Below are 22,009 nucleotides of genomic sequence, written 5' to 3'. Positions count from 1 at the left end.
GCATGTTTACCGGAATTATCACCGGCACCGGAACGGTGCTGGCAATCACCAACCAACCCGAGCAAGACCTCGCCGTGCTCACGCTCAAGGCTCCCGGCCACGCCGGAGACCTGGGCCTAGGTGGCTCTCTGGCGGTCAACGGCGTGTGCCTGACCGCCACCGAATTAGATGGCGACACCGTCAGTGTGGACGTGATGGGTGAAACCCTGCGGCGCACCAGCACCGGAGCGTTGCATCCGGAGTCGGTGGTCAACCTGGAGCGCTGCACCCCTGCCGGGGCCAGGCTCGACGGGCATGTCGTGCAGGGCCACGTCGACGCGGTCGGCACCGTACTGGCCCGCAAGGATCACGGACAGTGGACCACCTTCCGCATCTCGGTACCCGATGACTACGCACCGCTCACCGCGGAAAAAGGCTCCATCGCACTTGATGGCATTTCGCTGACGATCACCGCGGTGTCCCCGGCAAGCGCCACCGGAGCGCACTGGGTGGAGGTCGGCATCATTCCGATCACCCTGCAGGAAACCACGATGGGCACCCGCCAACTGGGCGACGCCATCAACATCGAGGTAGACGTGCTGGCCAAGTACGTGGCACGGCTGAACGAGTTTGGAGGCCGGAACTAATGGCCGGCAAGGAACTTGATTCGATCCCTGCCGCCTTAGCCGCGCTTGCCGCCGGTGGCGCGGTAGTAGTAGTGGACGACGAAGACCGCGAAAACGAAGGTGACATTATCTTCGCCGCGCAATGTGCCACCCCAGAACTGATGGGTTTCACGATCCGTTACACCTCCGGGGTAATCTGTGTGCCTTTGGACGCTGCCCGCGCCGATCAGCTGGGCCTGGCGCCGATGGTCGGTATCAACCAGGATTCTAAAGGCACCGCTTTCACCGTGTCCTGCGATGCCGCTAGCGGGATCAGCACCGGAATTTCGGCCGCTGACCGGGCGCTGACCTCACGTCTTCTGGCCGATCCTGACACGGTGGCGGCCCAGCTATCGAGGCCAGGGCACATCTTCCCGCTGCGCGCCGCAGCCAACGGCGTGCTTGAACGCCGCGGACACACCGAAGCGGCCGTGGACCTCTGCCGCGGTGCGGGACTTGAACCGGTGGGTGTGATCGGAGAGATCGTCAACGACGACGGATCAATGATGCGCCTCGATGAGCTGCGCGTTTTCGCTGCAGAGCACCAGCTGCCGCTGATCAGCATCGACGATTTGGCCCGCTGGCGCCGGGTCAACGACGAAATCGCGCTGACCGAAGCGGTCAAGCTACCCACCCCCTTTGGTATCTTCAGCGCCCGGGCGGCCTCCGTGGAAGGCCATGAACACATCGTGCTCAGCCACCCGGCCCCCACCGTGGATGGACCGACGAACCTGGTGCGCATTCACTCTGAATGCCTCACCGGCGACGTCTTTGGCTCCTACCGTTGTGATTGCGGCGAGCAGCTTCATGCGGCACTGGAGCAGATTGCCGCCGAGGGCGGACATCTGGTGTACGTTCGCGGGCATGAGGGCCGGGGCATCGGGCTATTCAACAAGCTGCGCACCTACGCGCTGCAAGAACAGGGTGTGGATACGCTCGACGCAAACCTGCACTTAGGCTTCCCGGCGGATGCGCGCGAATACTTCGCGGTCGCCGCCATCCTCAAACACCTGGGTATCGATGAGATCCGCTTGCTGACTAACAATCCCGATAAGCAGGCACAGCTCATCCAAGCCGGCGTGCAGGTCACCGAGCTGGTCCCCAGCCGCATCGCCCCGCGCAGCGAAAATGAAAGCTACCTGCGCACCAAACAGCAGCGCTTCGGCCACGACCTGCAATTGCCGCACACTAAAACGACCTTCTAATAAAGCTTCAAACAAAATTTTAGGGAGAACCCCATGAGCAAGCACGGAGCCCCGAGCAACGTCGCCGATGAACTGAAGGCACTTGACCTCTCCGGTCTTAAAGTCGCGATCATTGCCGCCAGCTGGCATGAGGTCATCATGAATGGCCTGATCGACGGCGCGCAGCGTGCCGCTCGCGACGCGGGCATCGAACCCGCTCTTATCCGCGTACCGGGGACCTTCGAGTTACCAGTGGCCGCCAGCCATCTGGCACAGAACTACGATGCCGTGGTCGCGCTCGGCGTGGTTATCCGCGGCGGAACCCCGCACTTCGATTACGTCTGCCTGGCGGCGACTAACGGGCTCACCGACGTTTCGGTAAATACCCGCACCCCGGTGGGCTTCGGTGTGCTCACCTGCGATGACGAAAAGCAGGCGCTGGATCGGGCAGGTTTGGAAGGCTCCAGCGAAGATAAAGGCTACGAAGCCTTCTCCGCCGCTGTGATGACCGTCGCAGCGCTACGCTGAAATAGGGTTTTGGCGTCACAAAGCGAGCTCGAAGTTCGAGCGTTGGCCGGAAAACCGATAAGCTGGTGCACGTGAAAACTTTTGACGAGCTCTTCAGCGAATTGTCGCTCAAGGCCCAAACCCGCCCGGAAGGCTCTCGTACCATCGCCGAACTCGATTCGGGTGTCCACGGCATCGGCAAGAAAGTTGTCGAGGAAGCCGCCGAAGTATGGATGGCTGCCGAGTACGAAAGTGACGAAGAAACAGCGGAAGAAATCTCCCAGCTGCTTTACCACTTGCAGGTTTTGATGATTGCCAAGGGTCTATCCTTGGCCGACGTTTACAAGCATCTTTAGCCGTCGCGCTGCTGCGACCGGGTTTTTCAACTCGGTCGCAGGCATCGCCCGGCGGCAGTAACAACGGCCAACTAATCCCTTGGCGCTTGTTTTTGGCATCTCGCCGCAGCGCCACACTCATGAAACGAGTAAATAAATGCTACGCGTAGCCCTGCCCAACAAAGGCGCACTGTCCGAAATCGCTTCCACCATGTTCAAGGAAGCCGGTTACCTCCAGCGACGCGACACCCGCGAATTGGTACTCGTCGACGAGGAGAACCAGGTTGAGTTCTTCTACCTGCGCCCCCGCGATATCGCCGTCTATGTCGGCCGAGGAATCCTGGACATTGGAATCACCGGTCGCGATCTATACCTAGACGCCGATGTAGACGACGACGTGGAAGAGCAGCTCTCGCTCGGAATCGGCAAGTCGGCCTTCCGCTTTGCCGCCCCGGTGGGCGCGTTCAGTTCCATCGACGAACTCAACGGCAAGCGCATTGCCACCAGCTATGACATTCTGCTTGACCACTTCCTGAAGAAGAATGGTATCAACGCCAGCGTTGTCCGACTCGACGGCGCGGTGGAATCCTCGGTACGCCTTGGCGTAGCCGATGCCATCGCCGATGTTGTCGAGACCGGCAACACCATCAAGGCTGCCGGGATGGAAATCTTTGGCGACGTACTGCTCCAGTCCGAAGCCGTGCTTATTGGCCGGGTCGGACACAAGCCAGCCGGACTTGACGTGCTGATTCGCCGCCTCTCTGGTGTGCTTGTTGCGCGCCAGTACGTGATGCTGGACTACGATATCCGCCGCACACAGGTCGAAGAGGCTTGCGCGCTGACCCCTGGCTTAGAGTCGCCTACGGTCTCTGACCTCGCGAACTCCGACTGGTGCGCGGTGCGCGCAATGGTCAAAAAATCGCAGACCAACAACATCATGGACGAGCTGTACGACGTCGGCGCCCGCGCGATTCTGGTCAGCCAGATCCACGCTTGCCGCATCTAGCCACGCCAACTCAGGAGAAACAGCTCATGACCGTAGCAATCCGTGTCATTCCCTGCCTTGACGTTGACGCCGGCCGGGTAGTTAAAGGCATCAATTTTGAAGGCTTGCGTGACGCCGGTGACCCGGTGGAACTCGCCCGCCGATACAACCTGGCCGGAGCCGACGAACTGACGTTCCTCGACGTCACCGCATCCAGCTCCGATCGCGAAACAACTTTTGAAGTTGTCCGGCATACGGCAGAAGAAGTTTTCATTCCGTTGACCGTTGGCGGGGGAGTGCGCGCCGCAGAGGACGTAGATCGTCTGCTGCGCAACGGTGCTGATAAGGCTTCGATCAACACCGCCGCGGTGGCTCGACCTGAGGTCATCAACGAAATTACCGAACGATTCGGTTCGCAGGTATTGGTTCTTTCGCTCGATGCACGCCGTACCGACGATCCAAACATCGCCTCCGGTTACGAGGTCACCACTCACGGTGGCCGCAAAGGCACCGGTATGTGCGCGGTGGCTTGGGCAAAGGATGCCGCCGAGCGTGGCGTCGGTGAGATCTTGCTGAACTCGATCGATGCCGACGGGACCAAGGACGGGTTTGATCTGGAAATGATTCGTGCCGTGCGTGCCGCGGTGAAGGTTCCACTGATCGCTTCCGGCGGCGCGGGCAAGCCCGAAGACTTCCCGCCTGCGATCGAAGCCGGCGCGGACGCGGTATTGGCTGCCTCGATCTTCCACTTCGGCCCTACCGACATGATCGCCAAGGTCAAAGATAAAATTCGCGAAGCTGGTTACCCGGTCCGCTAATACGTGTTTCTAAGATGGGCCAGTTCGTTCACTGAGAATGAACTGGCCCATCTTTGTACGTTAACCCTTGTTGCTATTGACTAACTAGTCACGGGCGATGAGTTCCTTCTTGGTTCTCCACACATCGATTTCAATGGGGTCGCTAGGTACCGCAGCTTGCCCCGGAATTGACTGCCAAGGTCCGCCATCAACGCTGAACTCGCCTCGAAACAATGTCGTGAGTCCGACACTGTAGGTACCGGTTTCTTTATAGGAGTGGCTTGTTGGTGTCTCATCACGGAGTGTATGGTTTGGAGCTGGCTCTCCCGGGAAATCTAGGTTCCTCGTGTTTCCGTCACCGTACTTCCAATTCCAACCGTCAGGAATGGCCTTCACTCTGACTGGTTCACCATTCATACTTATGTTGAAATTTTGGCTCACAGCATCGGCCCAGAAATGTGAGTTTCCATTCCGGAGAGAGAACTTTTCAGGATCGCTTTTAACCTTGGAAGCAAGTATCGGTAAACTTCTAAATTTCGATGGACTGACTATGACCTGTTCTTGGCGCAACTCAGCATCGGGAATATTTGGCGGGGTTTCTTCTCCTGGGCAGAGTCCATGAGCGATTATCTGCTCACCTTTTCGTGGCCCTTCTATGAATCGAATAATACGCGTGTATGGGGACGAACCATCTTCGCACAACATAGCGTCAGGATTATGGTGACACCCACGCATATGCTCAATACCAACGGAGCAGGGGTTGAGGTATTGGATTTCGTATAGCGGTTTCGATGGATTTTTATCTCGCTTACGTTCATCAATATTGTCGTTGTAAAAACGATCCTTCTCAGGGAGAGTCTCGCGACATTCTCTCTTTTTCGTTTCGCCGTGGTCCTCTATGAATTCAATTACTTCATTACAATCACTGCGAGCGATGTCTTGCTGAGACCAGGTGAAGTACGGTGAGGCGACAATTGCCACTAAGAGCAGGACTTTTAGCATTGGGGATCACTTCGAAAAATCTACTTGAGACATCTTCCAAGCTTTATCCCACCGGAGAGTCGCAATCCCTAATGCTTCCTTTTTCCTAGCAGGGCTGTCCGCAATTTTTTGCGCAGGGGCTGAATAAACCGCTACTTTGTCCGTTCTAGCACCGAACTCGACAAGGGCCTCATCATCAGAGATTAGCTTTACCCCGTAAACGTTTGTTCGATACTTTCCATCAACTTGCCAGTATTTCTTTTTTGCGTGGCTCTGAATTGGATCGATGAAGTTATCACCGCAAATACGACAAGTCCGGTTCGTAATTGCGATCAAATCATCGACGGAGTAGGTCTCCAATGAGTAGTTCATTACGTCAAAGTAGTACTTGACGAAAGCGATTGCGCCTTCCTCATTATGCTCCTTAGCAAGCTTTGGCATTTCAGGCTTTGGAACATTCTTCGCGGGACCTTTAGCCGTCGCTGGCTGATACTTGGGCTTCGTCGGAGATGGCGATGGCGTCGGTGAAGGGGATTTTTCAACTGAGGGTGAAGCCGATTCTGGAGGCTGCGGGGGAGAAGCACCGCCGGTGCAGGCGGTAACCGTCAATGCACAGGCCAAAAGGATCGATCGTGCCATTGCATTTTTCCGAGTGTTCATCAGAACTCTCCGAGCATGTCGAGGATAGCGTGTGAGCGTTAGCCTAGACCCATTGCACGGCTATTGGGAGAGCTAAGCCGAAACCTGTGGATATCGAAAGATAGACCTTCGGCTGGGAAAAGTGCCGAACGTAGTTAAAGCGAAGGGTGGTATCCGCGGATAATTTGTAACGCGCTCTCGCCAGCTTCGAAGGTGACTAGGGATTCAGAGGTGCGGCCGGAGGCATACATAGTCAATTCGGTCACCGGTCCATTGACGGAAACCGCGTTGGGCGCTTTCTTTGCGACATGACGTTGTCCGTCGGGGCGGCAGAGAATGATTCCAACCGGAGCTTTGCGGAAAAAGTAACGCGAGGTTTTGAGCAGTGATTGCCACAATAGCTCGGTGTATTCCTTGTCCAGTACCCGCGGGGCCCACTGGCTGCGCGCACGTCGAACATCTTCGGTATGAATGAAAAACTCGTTCAGGTTCAGCGCCTTATCAAGTTTCTCAAATGCGAACGGCGAATAACTTTTCGGCCCAGAACGGAATCGTCGCACCAGGGCGGTATAGCGTTCGGGGGTTTGCGATTCATCGGCGAGCTCCTGCAGGCGCGCTTCAAGTTTCGAAGCGACTGGCTTGAGTACAACGCCGGCGCTGAGCAATGAATTTTCGCGCAGAACGAGGTGCGCGGCGAGGTGCCGAGTCTGCCAACCGGCGCACAGGGTATCGGCGGTGGGGCCTGCTGCGAGCAGGGTCTCGGCCAACGCTAAACGGGAAGCTTGAACTAGGTGCATCACCTCTGAAACTAGCACGTACAGCAGGTTCTTGCGCGTTCCATGCGGCGGGTGTCGCCCAACGGTTAACTTTGGCTTTCAGCGGTGCGTCATGCTCGGGCACCTAGACGCTGAAACCCAGTATGCTAAAGGGGATGTCTACTTCGCATAGTGGCTCGAATTCGAGCACCGAAACAGAAAAACTTGACCCGCAGATCGCGCAAAAACTAAAGCGTGATGCCAATGGGCTCTTCGCCGCGATCGTGCAGCAGCATGATACCGGGATGGTGCTGATGCTTGGCTGGATGGACGACGAGGCGTTGCGCCGCACCCTGTCCAGCGGGCGCGTCACCTTTTACTCGCGCTCACGGCAGGAATATTGGCGCAAGGGTGATACCTCCGGGCACTCGCAGTATCTGAAGTCTGCCGCGCTGGACTGCGATGGCGACGCGCTACTGCTCAAGATTGATCAAGTGGGAGCCGCTTGCCATACGGGCACGCAATCCTGCTTCACCGATCGTGAGCTGCCGGCCGCCATCGGCCACCGCCCGAGCTAGTGCTGCGCCGGTAGTACGGCCGCGCCCGGGCCGATTTTCGGGCGGCATCACCTGAGTTTAAGCGTTGAAAAGAAGTTGAATGAAAACCCTAGGCAAGATTTCCCCGTCCCGCGAAGCCTTTTTGGCCATGGCGCCGAACCGCCGCGTCATTCCGGTCACCATTTCGGTGCTGGCAGATTCGCTGACCCCGATCGGTTTATACCGCTCGTTGGCTGGCGGCCGGCCGGGCACCTTCTTGATGGAGTCCGCCGCCCCCGGTGGGGTGTGGAGCCGGTACTCCTTTGTGGGGGTGAACTCGCCGGCGACGCTCAGTACCCGCGGCGGCGAAGCCTATTGGCAAGGGCATGTGCCCGAGGGGCTGCCCACCGGTGGGGTGAGCGTGGAGGTTCTGCGTGACACCGTGCGCGCGCTGCACACCGAACCGATCCCGGGGATGCCGCCCTTGACCGGCGGCATGGTCGGTTTCATCGGCTGGGAATGCGTGCGGCACTGGGAGCATCTGCCCAATCCGCCGATCGATGACCTGAACATCCCGGAACTGAGCATGAATCTGGTCGCCGACATGGCAGCTCACGATGCAACCGAGGGGACCGTGACGCTGATTGCCAATGCGATCAACTTTGACGGCAGCGCGCAACGCGTGGAGCAGGCTTACGATGGCGCGGTGGCTCGACTGCAGGCGATGCTCGATCAGCTGGGCAGCCCCCTGGAAACGACTGCCACCACCTTGCAGGGCACCGATGTGCCGCGCGAGAAGCTGATGGAAGAGGTTACACACTCCTGGGCGGAAAACCAGTACCTGGACGCGCTGGCCAAATCCAAAGAGGCGATTGTGGATGGGGAAGTCTTCCAGATCGTTGTTTCACGGCGCTTTGAACTTGAAACGCAGGCCGACGCGTTGGACGTCTACCGGGTGCTGCGGGCGACGAACCCGAGCCCGTATATGTACCTGTTCAACTTTGAAAACGAGGATGGCGAGCCGTTCCAGATCGTCGGTTCATCCCCGGAGGCGCTGGTTACGGTCAACGACTCCCACGTGGTCACGCACCCGATCGCCGGATCCCGGCCACGGGGGGCAAACTACGAAGAAGACCAGCTCTATGAAAAGTCCTTGCTGGCCGATGAGAAGGAGCGCGCCGAGCACCTGATGCTGGTGGATCTCTCGCGTAATGATCTCTCCCGGGTCTGCCAGGCGGGCACCGTGGAAGTCACCCAGTTTATGGAGGTCGAACGCTTCAGCCACATCATGCACCTGGTTTCCAATGTGGTCGGGAAGGCGCGTGAGGACGTCGACGCGTACGACGTACTCGCGTCCACCTTCCCGGCCGGCACCCTGTCCGGGGCGCCCAAGCCGCGCGCTTTGCAGCTCCTGGATCAGTACGAACCATACCGCCGCGGGGTGTACGGTGGCGTGGTGGGTTATCTGGATTTCGCCGGCGACATGGATATGGCCATCGCGATCCGCTCCGCATTGCTCAAGGACGGCCGTGCCTATGTGCAGGCCGGGGGCGGTATCGTGAACGATTCGAATTTCGCCGATGAAGCGCTGGAAACCGTGAATAAGGCTGCGGCTCCGCTGCGTGCGGTATATGCCGCCGCAACGATGCGCCAAGCCCAAACCGAAATTGGTGAAAGCAAGTGAACAAACACCTATCTGCCCGCAATACCGCGCTGCTCGGTGTGCTCGGTGCGTTGCTGGGCCTCTGGACCGCGACGCGCACCTGGATTACCGTCGACGTGGAATCGGGCACCGTGCAGGTCCCGCAGATTATTGTTGCTGGATCCACCGCAGCGGCCTCGGTCACCGCCGTCTGTGTGGCGGTGCTGGCCGGAGCGCTGGCGCTGCTGATCGCCGGGAAGATCGCGCGCTACATCATCGGGGTTATTACCGTCCTAGCCGGGGCCTCCGTGATCACCTCCGGAATCAGCGCCCTGGCTAACCCGCAAGCGGCGGCGGCCAGTGCCGTCGCGGAGGCCACCGGGCTGACCACTAGCGCCGGAGATTATGCGGTGTCCGCATGGCCCGCGATCACCGTGCTGGCCGGGGCGGTCATCGTGCTCCAAGGCCTGCTAGTACTGGTGATCAGCGGGCGCTGGAAGAAGAGCTCAAAGTACGACCGGAAGGTTGATACCGCCGGGCAGCCGCCGGCGGATGCTCAATCGCGGGGCATTTCCGATTGGGAGCAGCTGTCCAAGGGCGAGGACCCCACCACCGGCGAACGCTAAGTGATGGCCGCCACCTGGGTGAAATGAAGCGCCGTGGAATAGGCCAACGGCGCGGGCAAGTGGCAGAATAGTAATCGAAGACCAAAGCGCTGACCGTCTCACGCAGACGGAGCGCACCCCCAGAAGAGTAAAGGGACACATCTAGTTATGTCGCAAAACACCGAGATTGATCCGGTCTACACCGAAGAAATCGGCCACGGCAACTCGATCGCAGCCTGGGCCTGCGTCGGCATCATGACCATCGGCTTCATCATCGGCGGGATCGCTTTCGCATTCCACAACTCCACCGTGGTGTACGCGAGCATCGGCGTCGTAGTGCTCGGCTTGATCGTCGGCTGGATCATGAAGAAGGCCGGTTTCGGTGTGGGCGGTTCGCGCAGCGGAGCAGCACACTAAATTGAGCGTACTTGATGACATCATCGCGGGCGTCCGGGAAGACCTGGGCGCCCGTCGCGCCATCCTGAGTCTGGAATCGGTCAAAGCCGCCGCGCGGGACACTCCGGCCGCGCTCGATGCCTACGCAGCACTCGGTGGACACCGCGACCAGAGCGCCCGGGACACCACCTTGAAGGTGATCTCCGAGGTCAAACGCAAGTCCCCCTCCAAGGGAGCGCTCGCGCAGATCCCGGAACCAGCGGTACTTGCCGCAGCCTACGAGGCCGGAGGCGCGTCGGTCATCTCGGTGTTGACCGAAGCCCGGCGTTTTGGCGGTTCTCTGGCCGATCTGGACGCGGTGCGTTCTGCGGTGCGCATTCCTGTGCTGCGCAAGGACTTCACGGTCGATGAGTACCAGATTTACGAGGCCCGCGCCCATGGTGCGGACCTGATATTGCTAATTGTTGCGGCCCTGGATGATGAAACCTTGGCCAGTTTCCTACAATTGACTCACCAGCTAGGCATGAACGCGCTGGTGGAGACGCATACCGAAGAAGAGATCGTCCGGGCCGTCAAGGCCGGAGCAAAAATTATCGGTGTGAACGTGCGCAATTTGAAAACGCTCGACGTGAACGTAGACACCTTCGCGCAGCTTGCTCCGCTGCTGCCGCCGGACGCGGTGATCATCGCCGAATCCGGGGTGGAGTCGGTGGCACAGGTGCAAACCTATGCGGCAGCCGGCGCCGACGGCATTCTGGTGGGCGAGGCGTTGGTGAAACACGCTGACCCGCAGGCCACCGTTGCGCAGTTCATCGCCGCCGGGACAGCTGCCAAACCGGCACGCTGACCACGGCGCATCCAGTATTTGATGCCCCGCCTAGGAACGCTCCTTGGCGGGGCATCGCCCAACATTTTCAAGAAAGAGGGAGTCGATGAACGCATCGGATGACTCGTTGAAACATGCAAGTGGACCCTACTTTGGCCAGTATGGGGGACGTTGGATGCCCGAATCCCTCATGGCTGCAATGGACGAACTGACGGCGACCTTTGAGGATGCCAAGGCCGATCCAGCCTTCATTGAAGAGGTCAAAGAGCTCAACCGGAACTACTCCGGACGCCCCTCACTGCTCACCGAGGCAAAGCGCTTCTCCGCGCAGGCCTGCGGCGGCGTGCGGATTTTTCTGAAGCGTGAAGACCTCAACCACACCGGCAGCCACAAGATCAACAACGTGCTCGGCCAAGCACTGCTGGCCAAGCGCATGGGTAAAACCCGGATCATCGCGGAAACCGGAGCCGGCCAGCACGGCGTCGCCTCGGCTACCGCGGCCGCGTTGATGGGCCTTGAATGCGTGGTCTACATGGGCGCCGAAGACACCCGCCGGCAGGCGTTGAACGTCGCGCGCATGCAGCTGCTCGGCGCCACGGTGATCCCGGTGACCGTTGGCTCCCAAACGCTGAAGGACGCGATCAACGAAGCGCTGCGCGACTGGGTCGCGAACGTGGACAACACCCACTACCTGTTGGGCACCGCTGCCGGAGGACACCCATTCCCCGCCATGGTGCGTTACTTCCACCAGGTCATCGGCGAAGAAGCCCGCGAACAGGTGCTCGCGCAGACCGGACGCCTACCGGATGCCGTCACCGCCTGCATCGGCGGCGGCTCGAACGCCATCGGCATCTTCCACGGTTTCCTGGACGACAAAGACGTTGAACTCTATGGCTACGAGGCCGGCGGCGACGGTGTGGATACCGGCCGCCACGCAGCCACCATCACGCTGGGCAAGCCCGGCGTGCTGCACGGCGCGAAGAGCTACCTGATGCAGGACGATGACGGTCAGACCATCGAATCCCACTCGATTTCCGCCGGTTTGGATTACCCTGGCGTTGGCCCGGAGCATTCCTACCTGGCCGACATCGGCCGGGTGCACTACGAGCCGGTCACCGATACCGAGGCCATGGACGCGTTTAAGATCCTGTGCCGCACCGAGGGCATTCTGCCGGCGATCGAGTCCGCTCACGCCTTGGCCGGTACCATCCGCCTGGCCCAGCGCAAGCTCGCCGAGGGTGCACAACCCGAGGAAACGATCATTATCGCGAACCTGTCGGGGCGTGGGGACAAGGATGTTTCCACCGCCGCACAATGGTTTGGAATGCTCGAAGAAGATGCAGCAAACACCCCGGAAGGCAACTAGATGTCGCGTGTGACAAGTGCAGAAAAAATCGCGGCGGCACGAGCCGAGGGGCGTCCTGCGCTGATCGGCTACCTGCCAGCGGGCTTCCCGGATGTGGAAACCAGCATCGAGGCAGCCGTCGCGCTAGCCGAGAACGGTGTGGATGTTATTGAAATGGGCATCCCCTACTCGGATCCGGTGATGGACGGAGCGGTGATCCAGGAAGCCACGGTGCAGGCCTTGGCCAACGGTTTCCGTGTCTCGCAGATTTTTGACATCGTGCGCGGAATTACCCAGCGTACCAGCGCGGCCGTGATGGTGATGACCTATTGGAACCCGGTGCTCAGCCTGGGCGTGGACGAATTTGCCAGGCGCTTTGCCGAAGCTGGCGGCGCCGGTCTGATCACCCCGGACCTGGTGCCCGACGAAGCCGATGAGTGGTTTGCCGCCAGTGAGAAGTACGGACTGGAGCGGGTCTTTCTGATCGCCCCGAGCTCCACCGAGGCCCGCGTGAAACGAACCGTCGACGCATCGACCGGATTCGTCTACTGCGTTTCGCTGATGGGTGTCACCGGTGCGCGCTCCGAGGTATCCTCCGCCGCCCAAGCGGTCGTGGACGCGGCACATGGCGCCGGCGCGGAAAACGCCTGTGTCGGTCTGGGCGTCTCGCGCCGCGAACATGTGCAAGAAATCGGCAGCTACGCCGACGGCGTGATCGTCGGTACCGCACTTGTTGCCGCGCTGCGTGACGGGGGAGTGCCGGCCGTGGGCCGCCTGGCCGCGGCATTGAGCGGGCGGGCCTAACCGATGTTTCCGGCTTCCATCCCATCTCCGCCGGTCGAGTTTTCCAAGTTTTCGATCGGCCCGCTGACCATCCACGCCTATGCGCTGTGCATCCTGGTGGGCATCGTGCTGGCGCTCTGGCTGACCAGCCGGCGAATGCGCGCCCGCGGCGGGGATTCGGATCAGCTCTGGGACATCGTTATCTGGGCGATTCCTTTTGGCATCGTCGGCGGACGGCTCTACCATGTGCTGATTACCGATCCCGGCTACTATTTTGGGCTTGGCGGGCAGCAGTCGCACTGGGCCGAGATTCCGCAGCTGTGGCTGGGCGGACTAGGCATTATGGGGGCGATCTCGCTGGGCATCGTCGGTGCGTGGATAGGCTGCCGGCGCACCGGAGTACGGCTTTCGGCGTTTATCGACGCGGTGGCGCCGGGCGTATTGCTGGCCCAGGCCGCCGGACGCTGGGGCAACTGGTTCAACCAGGAGCTCTTTGGCGCGCCGACCACCTTGCCCTGGGGACTGCAGATCGACCCGGAACACTACAACTTCCCGGACGGACTGCCGGCCGATACGCTCTTTCACCCCACATTCCTCTACGAATCACTGTGGAATGTCCTGGGTGTGGTGGTGCTGCTCGCGCTGGATAAGAAGTTCAAACTGCGCCGCGGGGCGATGTTCTGCTGCTACGTGATCTGGTATGGCATCGGCCGCACCTTCACCGAGTCGCTGCGCCTGGATCCGGCAGAAATCATCACCATCGGGCCGCTGTCGCTGCGCATCCACCAGTGGCTGGCCATCGGCTTGGTAATTTTCGGATCGCTGGCGCTGAGCTATGTGCTGGCTAAGCTGCGCCCCGAGGGTAAAGATTCGTTATTCGCCGACGGCCGGGAACCGGCTGCGGTCCAAGCCGGTGCGTCCGAGTCCGCGCCGCAGCAGAAGCTGAAACCTACCGGGGTCGAGAAGACATCGCCGACCGATGATCAATTCCCACCGCCAGCCTGAGCATTGAGCCAGACAGCGGTACAAACCGGGGAGCAGACACCTAGTGTCTGCTCCCCGGTTTTTTGTGCCAGCCGCGCAGAATTTAACGCTATTGATGCGGACCGGCACCGTGGATTTCAGCCTTCATTAACATTTTCGAAACAAAACTGCGTGCCAGCAAGAAACATATCGCGCGTATTGTGAAGCTACACGTCCGATCGGTCCTGCCCTCGGTGAGCCCGATCGGACGCAGAAAAGAACCACAGCGCGGTGGATTCCTGCACCCTGCAACACAGGTATGGCGAGCGGCAGAGATTACCGATCAGCAATTTATCGGCCCGGCCCGGCCCGCCTATCACCGCACACCCCACGAAAGGCACGCTCATGAGCACGACCGGAGTCCAGCTGAACGCCTCGCCAGGTTTAGGCGGGGAAGTTACCTCGCCCTTCACCCGATTCTCCGCGATTCCACCGGCACAGGGTTTATATGATCCCGCCGCGGAAAAGGACGCCTGTGGTTTGGCAATGATCGCCTCGCTGAAAAATGCTGCCTCGCATCAGATCGTGACTCATGCACTGACGGCGCTGCGCCGGCTGGAGCACCGCGGCGCGATCGGTGCCGATGAAGGCACCGGCGACGGGGCAGGCATTTTGCTGCATCTGCCCGATGGATTTTTCCGGGCGGTCACCGAATTTGACTTGCCTGCCGCCGGAACTTACGCCGTAGGCATGGGCTTTTTGCCGGCCGAGCCCGGCGAAGCCGAATTTGCCCGCAACGAGCTGGAAGCGCTGGCGGCCGAAGAGTCGCTACGCGTACTGGGCTGGCGCGAGGTGCCAGTTGACGCCTCGGTACTCGGCGCCTCCGCACGCAAGGTGATGCCGAGGATCACCCAATTTTTTGTCACCGGCTCCGCCACGGCGTTGAGCAGTCGTGAATTAGACGCCGCGGCCTGGCGCATCCGCCGCCGCGCGCATAACAAGATCGGCGTGTATTTCGCCTCATTCTCGGCCCAAACCATCGTCTACAAGGGCATGGTTTCCACCGCGCAACTCGAACCGTTTTACCCTGACCTGTCCGATGCGCGCTTCGCCAGCCGTTGCGCGATAGTCCACTCCCGTTTTTCCACCAATACCTTCCCTTCCTGGCCGCTGGCCCAACCCTTCCGGAGCATCGCACACAACGGCGAGATCAACACCGTCAAGGGCAACCGCAACTGGATGCGTGCCCGGCAGTCCACGCTGTCCTCGTCGCTGCTTGGCGAGGTCCCCGAGGAACTGTTCCCGATCTGCACGCCCGGCGCCTCGGATTCGGCTTCCTTTGACGAGGTCGCCGAGATGCTGATGCTTTCCGGGCGCAACGTCAGCGAAGCGATCATGATGATGATCCCGCAGCCGTGGGAGAACGACCAAACCATGGACGCGGACCTGCGCGCCTTTTACGAATACCACTCGATGCTCATCGAACCGTGGGATGGCCCGGCCGCGGTGTGCTTTACCGATGGGCAGATGGCCGGCGCCGTGCTGGACCGCAACGGTCTGCGTCCGGCCCGCTGGTGGGTGACGGACGATGACCTGGTGGTGCTCGCCAGCGAGGTCGGCGTCATCGACACCGAAGAGGAGCATATCCTCGCCAAGGGCCGCGTGGCCCCGGGCAAAATGTTCGCCGTGGACTTGGCCGGTGGGCGGATAGTGCCCGACGCGGAAATCAAAGCACAGGTGGCAGCCGCTAAACCCTGGCGCCAATGGGTGGCCGCAAACCTGAAGACGCTTGATGATTTTCCAGATCTTGAACATGTGCGCCACTCGTCGGCCTCGGTGCAATTGCGCCAGCTGACCTTCGGTTACACCACCGAGGAGCTGCGCATCCTGCTGGCGCCAATGGCGAGCACCGGCGCCGAACCACTGGCCGCAATGGGCACCGACACACCCATCGCCGCGCTGGCGGATCGTCCGCGTCTGCTCTTTGATTACTTCACTCAGTCCTTCGCCCAGGTGACTAATCCGCCGCTGGATGCGATCCGTGAAGAATTGGTCACCTCCATGGGTACCAGCATTGGTCCCGATGGCAACTTGCTCTCGCTGGACCGCGTGCCGCAGACCCATATTTCCCTTGATTACCCGGTGCTTTCCAACGACCAGTTGGCCAAGATCGTGAATTTGCGCGATGACAAGGGGGAGAAGTACTCGCTGAAGGTGCGCGGGCTGTACCGTCCGGCCGGCGGCGAGTCCGAGCTGCGGGCCCGGCTGCAGGAAATCTGTGAGAAGGTCTCCGCCGCGGTGAACCGTGGGGTGCGCTACCTGGTGCTCTCGGACCGCGATTCCTCCGCCGCGTGGGCACCGATCCCGTCGTTGCTGCTGACCTCCGCGGTGCACCACCACCTGCTGAAAAGCTCAAACCGTACCCGCGTGTCACTGATTATTGAATCCGGCGATGCCCGCGAGGTGCATCATATTGCCGCGCTGATCGGCTACGGTGCTTCGGCAATCAACCCGTATCTGGCCCTGGAATCCGTGGAAGAACTGGCCGAGCAGGGCGAATTGCCCGGGGTCGACGGCGCACTGGCCAGCTCGAACCTGCGCAAGGCGCTGGGCAAGGGAGTGCTGAAGATTATGTCCAAAATGGGCATTTCAACGGTCTCCAGTTACTGCGGCGCGCAAACCTTTGAAGTCATCGGGCTGTCCAAGCGCGTGGTCGACCAGTACTTTACCGGTACCACCACGAAGCTTTCGGGCATTGAGCTGGAGGTGGTGGCCGCCGAGGCTGCCGCGCGCCACGCGCGCGCCTACCCGGAAAATTCTGGCGGCGCCCAGCCCAATGAGCTGGAAACCGGCGGCGAGTATCAGTGGCGCCGCAGCGGGCCACCGCATCTTTTTGACCCGCAAACAGTGTTCCGCCTGCAGCACTCCACTCGCACCCGGCGCTATGACGTGTTCAAGCAGTACACCCAGGCGGTGGACGATCAGGCAACGCAGCTTAAAACCCTGCGTGGTCTGCTGGAATTCGATACCGCCGGGATCACCCCGATCGACATTGATCAGGTGGAACCGGTCAGTGAGATCGTGAAGCGTTTCGCTACCGGGGCGATGAGCTACGGCTCGATCTCCGCCGAGGCCCATGAGACGCTGGCGATCGCGATGAACCAGCTCGGGGCAAAATCTAACACCGGTGAGGGCGGCGAAGATCCCGAACGCCTGCTCGATCCGGCACGCCGCAGCGCGGTGAAGCAGATCGCTTCGGGCCGTTTTGGGGTGACCAGTCTCTACCTGACTAACGCCGATGACATCCAGATCAAGATGGCCCAGGGTGCCAAGCCCGGGGAAGGCGGCCAGCTGATGAGCCAGAAGCTTTACCCGTGGGTGGCTAAAACGCGTCATTCCACCCCGGGTGTGGGACTGATTTCGCCACCGCCGCACCACGATATCTACTCGATCGAGGACCTCGCCCAGCTGATTCACGATGCAAAGTGCTCCAACCCTTCGGCGCGGGTGCATGTGAAGCTGGTTTCCGAATCAGGCATTGGCACCGTGGCCGCCGGGGTCGCGAAGGCCAAGGCCGACGTGGTCCTGATTTCCGGTCATGACGGTGGTACCGGTGCCAGCCCGATGAATTCGCTCAAGCATGCCGGAACCCCATGGGAGCTGGGCCTCGCCGAGGCGCAGCAGACGCTGATCCTCAATGGACTGCGCGACCGGGTGACCGTACAGGTGGACGGACAGCTGAAGACCGGGCGCGATGTGCTCATTGGTGCGCTGCTGGGTGCCGAAGAGTTCGGTTTTGCCACCGCTCCGCTGGTGGTTTCTGGGTGCATCATGATGCGCGTATGCCATCTGGACACTTGCCCGGTAGGCGTCGCCACGCAGAACCCTAAGCTGCGTGAGCGCTTCACCGGCAAGGCCGAATTTGTGGTGAACTTCTTCGAGTTCATCGCCGAAGAGGTACGCGAGTTGCTGGCCTCATTGGGGGCGCGCACGCTGCAAGAAGTTATCGGCCGGGTTGAACTATTAACCGGGTCCGCTTCGCAGCTAGCCGCGCATGAAAAAATACAGGGGTTGGCGCTGGATGCGATCACTCATGTGCCGGCCGTGGAACTTGCAGCGCGCAGCCGCCGGATCGGCCAAGATCATGGGTTGGACGCGCATCTGGACCAGAAGTTGTTAGCCGCTGCGCAACCGGCCTTACGCGATCGGCTTCCGGTGGTGCTCAATGCACAGATCGTGAACACCGACCGTTCGGTGGGTACGCTGCTTGGCCACCACGTGACCAAAACCTTCGGAATTCAGGAGTTGGCAGCGGACACGATCCAGCTGAATCTGACCGGCCGCGCAGGCCAGTCACTGGGCGCATTCCTACCCGCTGGGATCACCGTGCAATTGTCCGGGGACGCCAACGACTACGTGGGCAAGGGCTTGTCAGGGGGCCGGATTGCTATTCATCCGCCGCATACCACCCTGTCTCAACCAGAGGAGCAGGTGATCGCCGGAAATGTTGTCGGTTACGGCGCAACGAGCGGTGAATTGTTCATCAACGGCATGGTTGGCGAACGTTTTGCGGTGCGTAATTCGGGAGCGTCGATTGTCACCGAAGGCATCGGCGAACACGGCTGTGAATACATGACCGGCGGCCAGGTGCTGATTCTGGGGCAGACCGGGCGCAACTTCGGCGCCGGGTTCTCCGGTGGCACCGCCTGGGTGCTGGACTTTGATCCGGCCACACTGAACCCGTTGGCTGCCGCCCAGGGCGATTTGCTGGTCGGCGCCATCACCGATGCGGAGGCGGAGAGCATTTTTGCGCTGCTCACCGAGCATATTGCGCTGACCGCCTCACCGTTGGCGCAACGTTTGGTGCTCGATTGGGAAAACACCCGGGTACGCCTGAGCAGCATCATTCCGCGCGATTTCGCCGCGGTTCAACAAGTTCGTGCCCAGGCCGCCGCTGATGGGGAAAATCCCGATTCGCCGCAGGTGTGGAGCAAAATTTTGGAGGTGACCCGTGGCTGATCCACGAGGTTTTTTGAAGGTAACCGATCGCGTCACCCAACCTAAACGTCCGGTTCCGATCCGCCTGATGGACTACCGCGAGGTCGTCGAACGTCAAACGATGGGCACCTTAACGGCGCAGGCCGGCCGCTGTATGGACTGTGGCGTCCCCTTCTGCCATAACGGTTGCCCGTTGGGAAACCTGATCCCGGAGTTTAATGACCTGACCTACCGGGGTCGGATGGACGACGCTGCCGCCAGGCTGCTGAGCACCAACAATTTTCCGGAGTTCACCGGAAAACTGTGTCCGGCTCCCTGTGAAGCTGCCTGCGTGCTGGGCATCAACCAGCCTGCGGTGACGATCAAGCAGGTCGAGGCCGAGCTGGCCGAACACCTGATGGAGCAAGGCGATTTTGTGCCATACCCGCCGGCTCGTCAGACCGAGCACCGTGTGGCGATCGTCGGTTCGGGCCCGGCCGGCCTAGCGGCCGCGCAGCAGTTGACCCGCGCCGGCCACACCGTGGCGGTGTATGAGCGTGACGAGGCGATCGGCGGATTACTGCGCTTTGGCATTCCTGACTTCAAGCTCGAAAAGCAGGTGATCGATCTGCGCCTGGCGCAAATGGAAGCCGAAGGGACGATCTTCCGCACCGGCATCGAGATTGGCAAGGACATCAGCTGGGAGCAGCTGCGCCGCGACTATGACGCGGTGGTTGTTGCCACGGGCTCCACTGTCCCGCGTGAGCTGCCCGTTGCCGGGCGTGAGCTGGGCGGGGTGCATCATGCGATGGAGTTTCTCACCGAGAGCAATCGTGTGGTTTCCGGTGCACAGCAGAGCACCAGCATCGACGCCAAAGACAAGCATGTGATCGTGCTTGGCGCAGGGGACACCGGTTCGGACTGTATCGGTACCGCACTGCGTCAGGGAGCCGCCTCGGTGACCACGCTGGCGATCGGTGTGAAACCGCCGGGCGAACGCGGCGAAAATCAGCCGTGGCCGATGATGCCGTTGCTCTTTGAGGTGCAATCTTCGCATGAGGAAGGTGGGCAACGCAGTTATCTCGCCTCAACGGTGAACTTCGTTTCCGGCGAGGGAACAGAGAAAAATAAGGTGATCGGTGTTACAGTTGCAGAGACAGAGATCGTTGCTGGCAAGCGCCTGCCGAAGCCTGGAACCGAACGTGTACTCAAAGCGGATCTGGTACTGCTGGCTCTTGGTTTTACCGGTCCGGAACCTTCCGGACTTACCCAGGCGCTGAGCATCGATTTTGACAACCGGGGCAACGTCGCCCGAGATGGCTACTACATGACAAATACCGAAGCGGTGTTTGTCGCCGGAGATGCTGGTCGGGGGCAGTCGCTGATCGTCTGGGCTATCGCCGAGGGTCGTGCATGCGCCGCCTCGGTCGATAAATTCCTGACGGGTTCGACTAACCTTCCTGCACCTGTTGCTCCAAATGATAGAGCCATCAGCATCATTTGAATGGCATAAGCTTTGATGCGACGAATCCACCATGGGTTCGTCGCATTTTGCCTATGTAAACTTGAAAGGCATTTGGCTGACGGTATGAGACGCGCAAAAATTGTGGCAACATGGGGCCCGGCCCTAGCTAGCTATGAAAACACAGTAGCGGTACTCCAAGCGGGCGTTGACGTCGCCCGACTAAATATGAGCCATGGGGATTACTCCATGCACGCTCAGTCTTTGGCGAATGTGCGTAATGCAGCCGCCGAGGTGGGACGTGCGGTCGGTATCTTCGCCGACCTGCAGGGCCCTAAAATCCGGTTGGGACGCTTCAAGGACGACGCCAAGTTCATCTTGGAGGTCGGCGAGAAGTTCACCATCACCATCGAAGACATCCAAGGCACACGCAACCTGTGCTCCACCACGTTTAAGGGCCTGCCAACCGACGTGCAGCCCGGCGACTTCCTGTTGATCAATGACGGCAAAGTCAAGCTCAAAGCACTTGAAGTCACCGACACCGAGGTCCGCTCCGAGGTAGTGGTCGGCGGCGAAGTATCGAACAATAAAGGTATTAACTTGCCTGGCGTAGCGGTTAATGTGCCGGCGCTGAGTGAAAAAGACGAAGACGATCTGCGTTGGGCCATTCGCGCCGGCGTGGACATGGTTGCTCTGTCCTTCGTGCGCAACGCGAGCGACATCGAACGCGTGCACGAAATCATGGACGAGGAAGGCCGCCGCCTGCCGGTGATCGCCAAGATCGAAAAGCCGCAGGCAGTCGCTGCCCTCGAAGAAATCATCCACGCCTTCGACGCGATTATGGTCGCCCGTGGCGATTTGGGTGTGGAGCTGCCGCTGGAAGAAGTTCCACTGGTGCAGAAGCGTGCGGTAGAGCTTGCTCGCCGCTGGGCTAAGCCGGTCATCGTCGCCACCCAGGTGCTCGAATCGATGATCGAATCGCCAACCCCAACTCGCGCGGAAGCTTCGGACTGCGCTAACGCGGTGCTTGACGGCGCCGACGCGGTCATGCTTTCGGGGGAGACCTCCGTAGGTGCTTACCCAGTGGAAACTGTGGAGACGATGTCTCGCATCATTTCTTCCACAGAGCAGCACGGGCTGGATCGCATCCCACGCCTGGGCTCGCAGCCGAAGACCCGCGGCGGCGCGATCACCCGCGCCGCGGTGGAGATCGCCGATCAGCTCGACGCTAAATACATCGTCGCCTTCACCCAGTCCGGTGATTCGGCCCGTCGCCTGTCGCGCCTTCGCCCGAAGAAGCCTGTGCTGGCTTTCACCCCACTGCAGCAGACCTACAACATCATGACGCTGATGTGGGGCGTGCAGGCTCGTTTGGTCGCTTACGCGGATCACACCGATAAGATGACCGCACAGGTTGACGAACAGCTGCTGAGCGAAGGCTTGGCGCAGATCAACGACCTGGTCTGCATCGCTGCCGGTTCCCCTCCGGGACAGGCTGGTTCGACCAACTCACTACGCGTGCACAAGGTCGGTGACCTGGCCGATGCCGGGCAGCTGGTTGACGGCAAGCCGATGCCAGTCCGTGAGCACGTGGGACCGTGGGCACCATCGAACGTCTCAACGCCTAAAGACCTGTAAACCACGGTT

General features: G+C 60.4%; 20 protein-coding genes. 17 read left to right on the top strand and 3 right to left on the bottom strand.

The features are described 5' to 3' along the window. Nucleotides 1-2 precede the first annotated feature (2 nt). The 6 genes from VJ369_RS14930 to hisF all read left to right on the top strand — a co-directional run bounded on the left by VJ369_RS14930 (nucleotide 3) and on the right by hisF (nucleotide 4,473). Nucleotides 3-626: a riboflavin synthase gene (locus VJ369_RS14930; protein WP_324092843.1), complete on the top strand. Its 624-nt coding sequence runs from the start codon at nucleotides 3-5 to the stop codon at nucleotides 624-626. After that, nucleotides 626-1,849 (top strand): 3,4-dihydroxy-2-butanone-4-phosphate synthase, encoded by a 1,224-nt coding sequence (gene ribB / locus VJ369_RS14925; protein WP_324092842.1) that lies wholly within the window; start codon nucleotides 626-628, stop codon nucleotides 1,847-1,849. The genes VJ369_RS14930 and ribB overlap by 1 nt, the downstream gene beginning before the upstream one ends. Before the next feature lie 33 nt (nucleotides 1,850-1,882). Continuing rightward, a complete protein-coding gene (ribH, locus tag VJ369_RS14920) occupies nucleotides 1,883-2,356 on the top strand; it encodes a 6,7-dimethyl-8-ribityllumazine synthase (protein WP_324092841.1) in 474 nt (157 codons plus the stop codon). Between the two features lie 71 nt (nucleotides 2,357-2,427). Beyond that, the gene (locus VJ369_RS14915) at nucleotides 2,428-2,691 is read left to right on the top strand and encodes a phosphoribosyl-ATP diphosphatase (RefSeq protein ID WP_105674940.1); all 264 of its coding nucleotides are present in this window, start codon (nucleotides 2,428-2,430) and stop codon (nucleotides 2,689-2,691) included. Nucleotides 2,692-2,827: 136 nt separating this feature from the next. Beyond that, nucleotides 2,828-3,676 (top strand): ATP phosphoribosyltransferase, encoded by an 849-nt coding sequence (gene hisG, locus VJ369_RS14910; protein WP_324092840.1) that lies wholly within the window; start codon nucleotides 2,828-2,830, stop codon nucleotides 3,674-3,676. 26 nt (nucleotides 3,677-3,702) lie between these two features. Next, nucleotides 3,703-4,473 (top strand): imidazole glycerol phosphate synthase subunit HisF, encoded by a 771-nt coding sequence (gene hisF, locus VJ369_RS14905; RefSeq protein ID WP_096253822.1) that lies wholly within the window; start codon nucleotides 3,703-3,705, stop codon nucleotides 4,471-4,473. A gap of 84 nt (nucleotides 4,474-4,557) precedes the next feature. Here hisF and VJ369_RS14900 read toward each other — a convergent pair whose 3' ends face one another. The 3 genes from VJ369_RS14900 to VJ369_RS14890 all read right to left on the bottom strand — a co-directional run bounded on the left by VJ369_RS14900 (nucleotide 4,558) and on the right by VJ369_RS14890 (nucleotide 6,887). Beyond that, nucleotides 4,558-5,433: a hypothetical protein gene (locus VJ369_RS14900; RefSeq protein ID WP_324092839.1), complete on the bottom strand. Its 876-nt coding sequence runs from the start codon at nucleotides 5,431-5,433 to the stop codon at nucleotides 4,558-4,560. Nucleotides 5,434-5,460: 27 nt separating this feature from the next. Continuing rightward, nucleotides 5,461-6,093, bottom strand: coding sequence for a DUF6318 family protein (locus VJ369_RS14895; RefSeq protein WP_324092838.1), 633 nt, complete (start codon nucleotides 6,091-6,093; stop codon nucleotides 5,461-5,463). Nucleotides 6,094-6,227: 134 nt separating this feature from the next. Beyond that, nucleotides 6,228-6,887, bottom strand: a complete 660-nt coding sequence (locus VJ369_RS14890; protein ID WP_324092837.1) for a TIGR03085 family metal-binding protein — start codon at nucleotides 6,885-6,887, stop codon at nucleotides 6,228-6,230. A gap of 116 nt (nucleotides 6,888-7,003) precedes the next feature. On the opposite strand from VJ369_RS14890, the gene hisI reads away from it, so the two are divergent. From hisI to pyk, 11 genes are all read left to right on the top strand, one after another. Further along, nucleotides 7,004-7,405 carry a phosphoribosyl-AMP cyclohydrolase gene (gene hisI, locus VJ369_RS14885; protein ID WP_324092836.1) on the top strand — a complete coding sequence of 134 codons (402 nt, stop codon included), beginning with the start codon at nucleotides 7,004-7,006 and terminating at the stop codon, nucleotides 7,403-7,405. A 79-nt stretch (nucleotides 7,406-7,484) separates the two neighbouring features. Next, nucleotides 7,485-9,047 carry an anthranilate synthase component I gene (locus VJ369_RS14880; RefSeq protein WP_324092835.1) on the top strand — a complete coding sequence of 521 codons (1,563 nt, stop codon included), beginning with the start codon at nucleotides 7,485-7,487 and terminating at the stop codon, nucleotides 9,045-9,047. Beyond that, on the top strand, nucleotides 9,044-9,631 hold the full coding sequence (locus tag VJ369_RS14875) for a Trp biosynthesis-associated membrane protein (RefSeq protein WP_324092834.1): 588 nt from the start codon (nucleotides 9,044-9,046) through the stop codon (nucleotides 9,629-9,631). Before VJ369_RS14880 ends, VJ369_RS14875 begins: the two co-directional genes overlap by 4 nt. Nucleotides 9,632-9,778: 147 nt before the next feature. Then, the gene (locus VJ369_RS14870) at nucleotides 9,779-10,027 is read left to right on the top strand and encodes an HGxxPAAW family protein (RefSeq protein WP_105673674.1); all 249 of its coding nucleotides are present in this window, start codon (nucleotides 9,779-9,781) and stop codon (nucleotides 10,025-10,027) included. A gap of 1 nt (nucleotide 10,028) precedes the next feature. After that, a complete protein-coding gene (gene trpC, locus VJ369_RS14865) occupies nucleotides 10,029-10,853 on the top strand; it encodes an indole-3-glycerol phosphate synthase TrpC (protein WP_324092833.1) in 825 nt (274 codons plus the stop codon). Between the two features lie 85 nt (nucleotides 10,854-10,938). Continuing rightward, nucleotides 10,939-12,198, top strand: a complete 1,260-nt coding sequence (gene trpB, locus VJ369_RS14860) for a tryptophan synthase subunit beta (RefSeq protein WP_324092832.1) — start codon at nucleotides 10,939-10,941, stop codon at nucleotides 12,196-12,198. Next, nucleotides 12,199-12,981, top strand: a complete 783-nt coding sequence (gene trpA, locus VJ369_RS14855; protein WP_324092831.1) for a tryptophan synthase subunit alpha — start codon at nucleotides 12,199-12,201, stop codon at nucleotides 12,979-12,981. Between the two features lie 3 nt (nucleotides 12,982-12,984). Continuing rightward, nucleotides 12,985-13,965 carry a prolipoprotein diacylglyceryl transferase gene (gene lgt, locus VJ369_RS14850; RefSeq protein ID WP_324092830.1) on the top strand — a complete coding sequence of 327 codons (981 nt, stop codon included), beginning with the start codon at nucleotides 12,985-12,987 and terminating at the stop codon, nucleotides 13,963-13,965. 363 nt (nucleotides 13,966-14,328) lie between these two features. Then, complete coding sequence (gltB, locus tag VJ369_RS14845) at nucleotides 14,329-18,942, top strand: glutamate synthase large subunit (protein ID WP_324092829.1); 4,614 nt, start codon at nucleotides 14,329-14,331, stop codon at nucleotides 18,940-18,942. Then, nucleotides 18,935-20,404 (top strand): glutamate synthase subunit beta, encoded by a 1,470-nt coding sequence (locus VJ369_RS14840; protein ID WP_324092828.1) that lies wholly within the window; start codon nucleotides 18,935-18,937, stop codon nucleotides 20,402-20,404. The genes gltB and VJ369_RS14840 overlap by 8 nt, the downstream gene beginning before the upstream one ends. A gap of 84 nt (nucleotides 20,405-20,488) precedes the next feature. Then, nucleotides 20,489-22,000 carry a pyruvate kinase gene (gene pyk, locus VJ369_RS14835; RefSeq protein WP_324092827.1) on the top strand — a complete coding sequence of 504 codons (1,512 nt, stop codon included), beginning with the start codon at nucleotides 20,489-20,491 and terminating at the stop codon, nucleotides 21,998-22,000. Nucleotides 22,001-22,009 lie beyond the last annotated feature (9 nt).

The sequence above is a fragment of the Glutamicibacter sp. genome, from assembly GCF_035257265.1.
Lineage (GTDB): Bacteria > Actinomycetota > Actinomycetes > Actinomycetales > Micrococcaceae > Glutamicibacter.
Note: the sequence above shows the minus strand (reverse complement) of the source record. Positions and strands in the feature narration are given on the sequence as shown.

What these genes read in the sequence shown, in the direction of transcription:
- VJ369_RS14880 (WP_324092835.1), top strand. Translation starts at nt 7,485, where the DNA reads ATGAAAACCCTAGGCAAGATTTCCCCGTCCCGCGAAGCCTTTTTGGCC.
- lgt (WP_324092830.1), top strand. Translation starts at nt 12,985, where the DNA reads ATGTTTCCGGCTTCCATCCCATCTCCGCCGGTCGAGTTTTCCAAGTTT.
- VJ369_RS14895 (WP_324092838.1), bottom strand. Translation starts at nt 6,093, where the DNA reads ATGAACACTCGGAAAAATGCAATGGCACGATCGATCCTTTTGGCCTGT.
- VJ369_RS14870 (WP_105673674.1), top strand. Translation starts at nt 9,779, where the DNA reads ATGTCGCAAAACACCGAGATTGATCCGGTCTACACCGAAGAAATCGGC.
- hisF (WP_096253822.1), top strand. Translation starts at nt 3,703, where the DNA reads ATGACCGTAGCAATCCGTGTCATTCCCTGCCTTGACGTTGACGCCGGC.
- ribH (WP_324092841.1), top strand. Translation starts at nt 1,883, where the DNA reads ATGAGCAAGCACGGAGCCCCGAGCAACGTCGCCGATGAACTGAAGGCA.
- trpB (WP_324092832.1), top strand. Translation starts at nt 10,939, where the DNA reads ATGAACGCATCGGATGACTCGTTGAAACATGCAAGTGGACCCTACTTT.
- gltB (WP_324092829.1), top strand. Translation starts at nt 14,329, where the DNA reads ATGAGCACGACCGGAGTCCAGCTGAACGCCTCGCCAGGTTTAGGCGGG.
- hisG (WP_324092840.1), top strand. Translation starts at nt 2,828, where the DNA reads ATGCTACGCGTAGCCCTGCCCAACAAAGGCGCACTGTCCGAAATCGCT.
- VJ369_RS14930 (WP_324092843.1), top strand. Translation starts at nt 3, where the DNA reads ATGTTTACCGGAATTATCACCGGCACCGGAACGGTGCTGGCAATCACC.
- trpA (WP_324092831.1), top strand. Translation starts at nt 12,199, where the DNA reads ATGTCGCGTGTGACAAGTGCAGAAAAAATCGCGGCGGCACGAGCCGAG.
- ribB (WP_324092842.1), top strand. Translation starts at nt 626, where the DNA reads ATGGCCGGCAAGGAACTTGATTCGATCCCTGCCGCCTTAGCCGCGCTT.
- hisI (WP_324092836.1), top strand. Translation starts at nt 7,004, where the DNA reads ATGTCTACTTCGCATAGTGGCTCGAATTCGAGCACCGAAACAGAAAAA.
- pyk (WP_324092827.1), top strand. Translation starts at nt 20,489, where the DNA reads ATGAGACGCGCAAAAATTGTGGCAACATGGGGCCCGGCCCTAGCTAGC.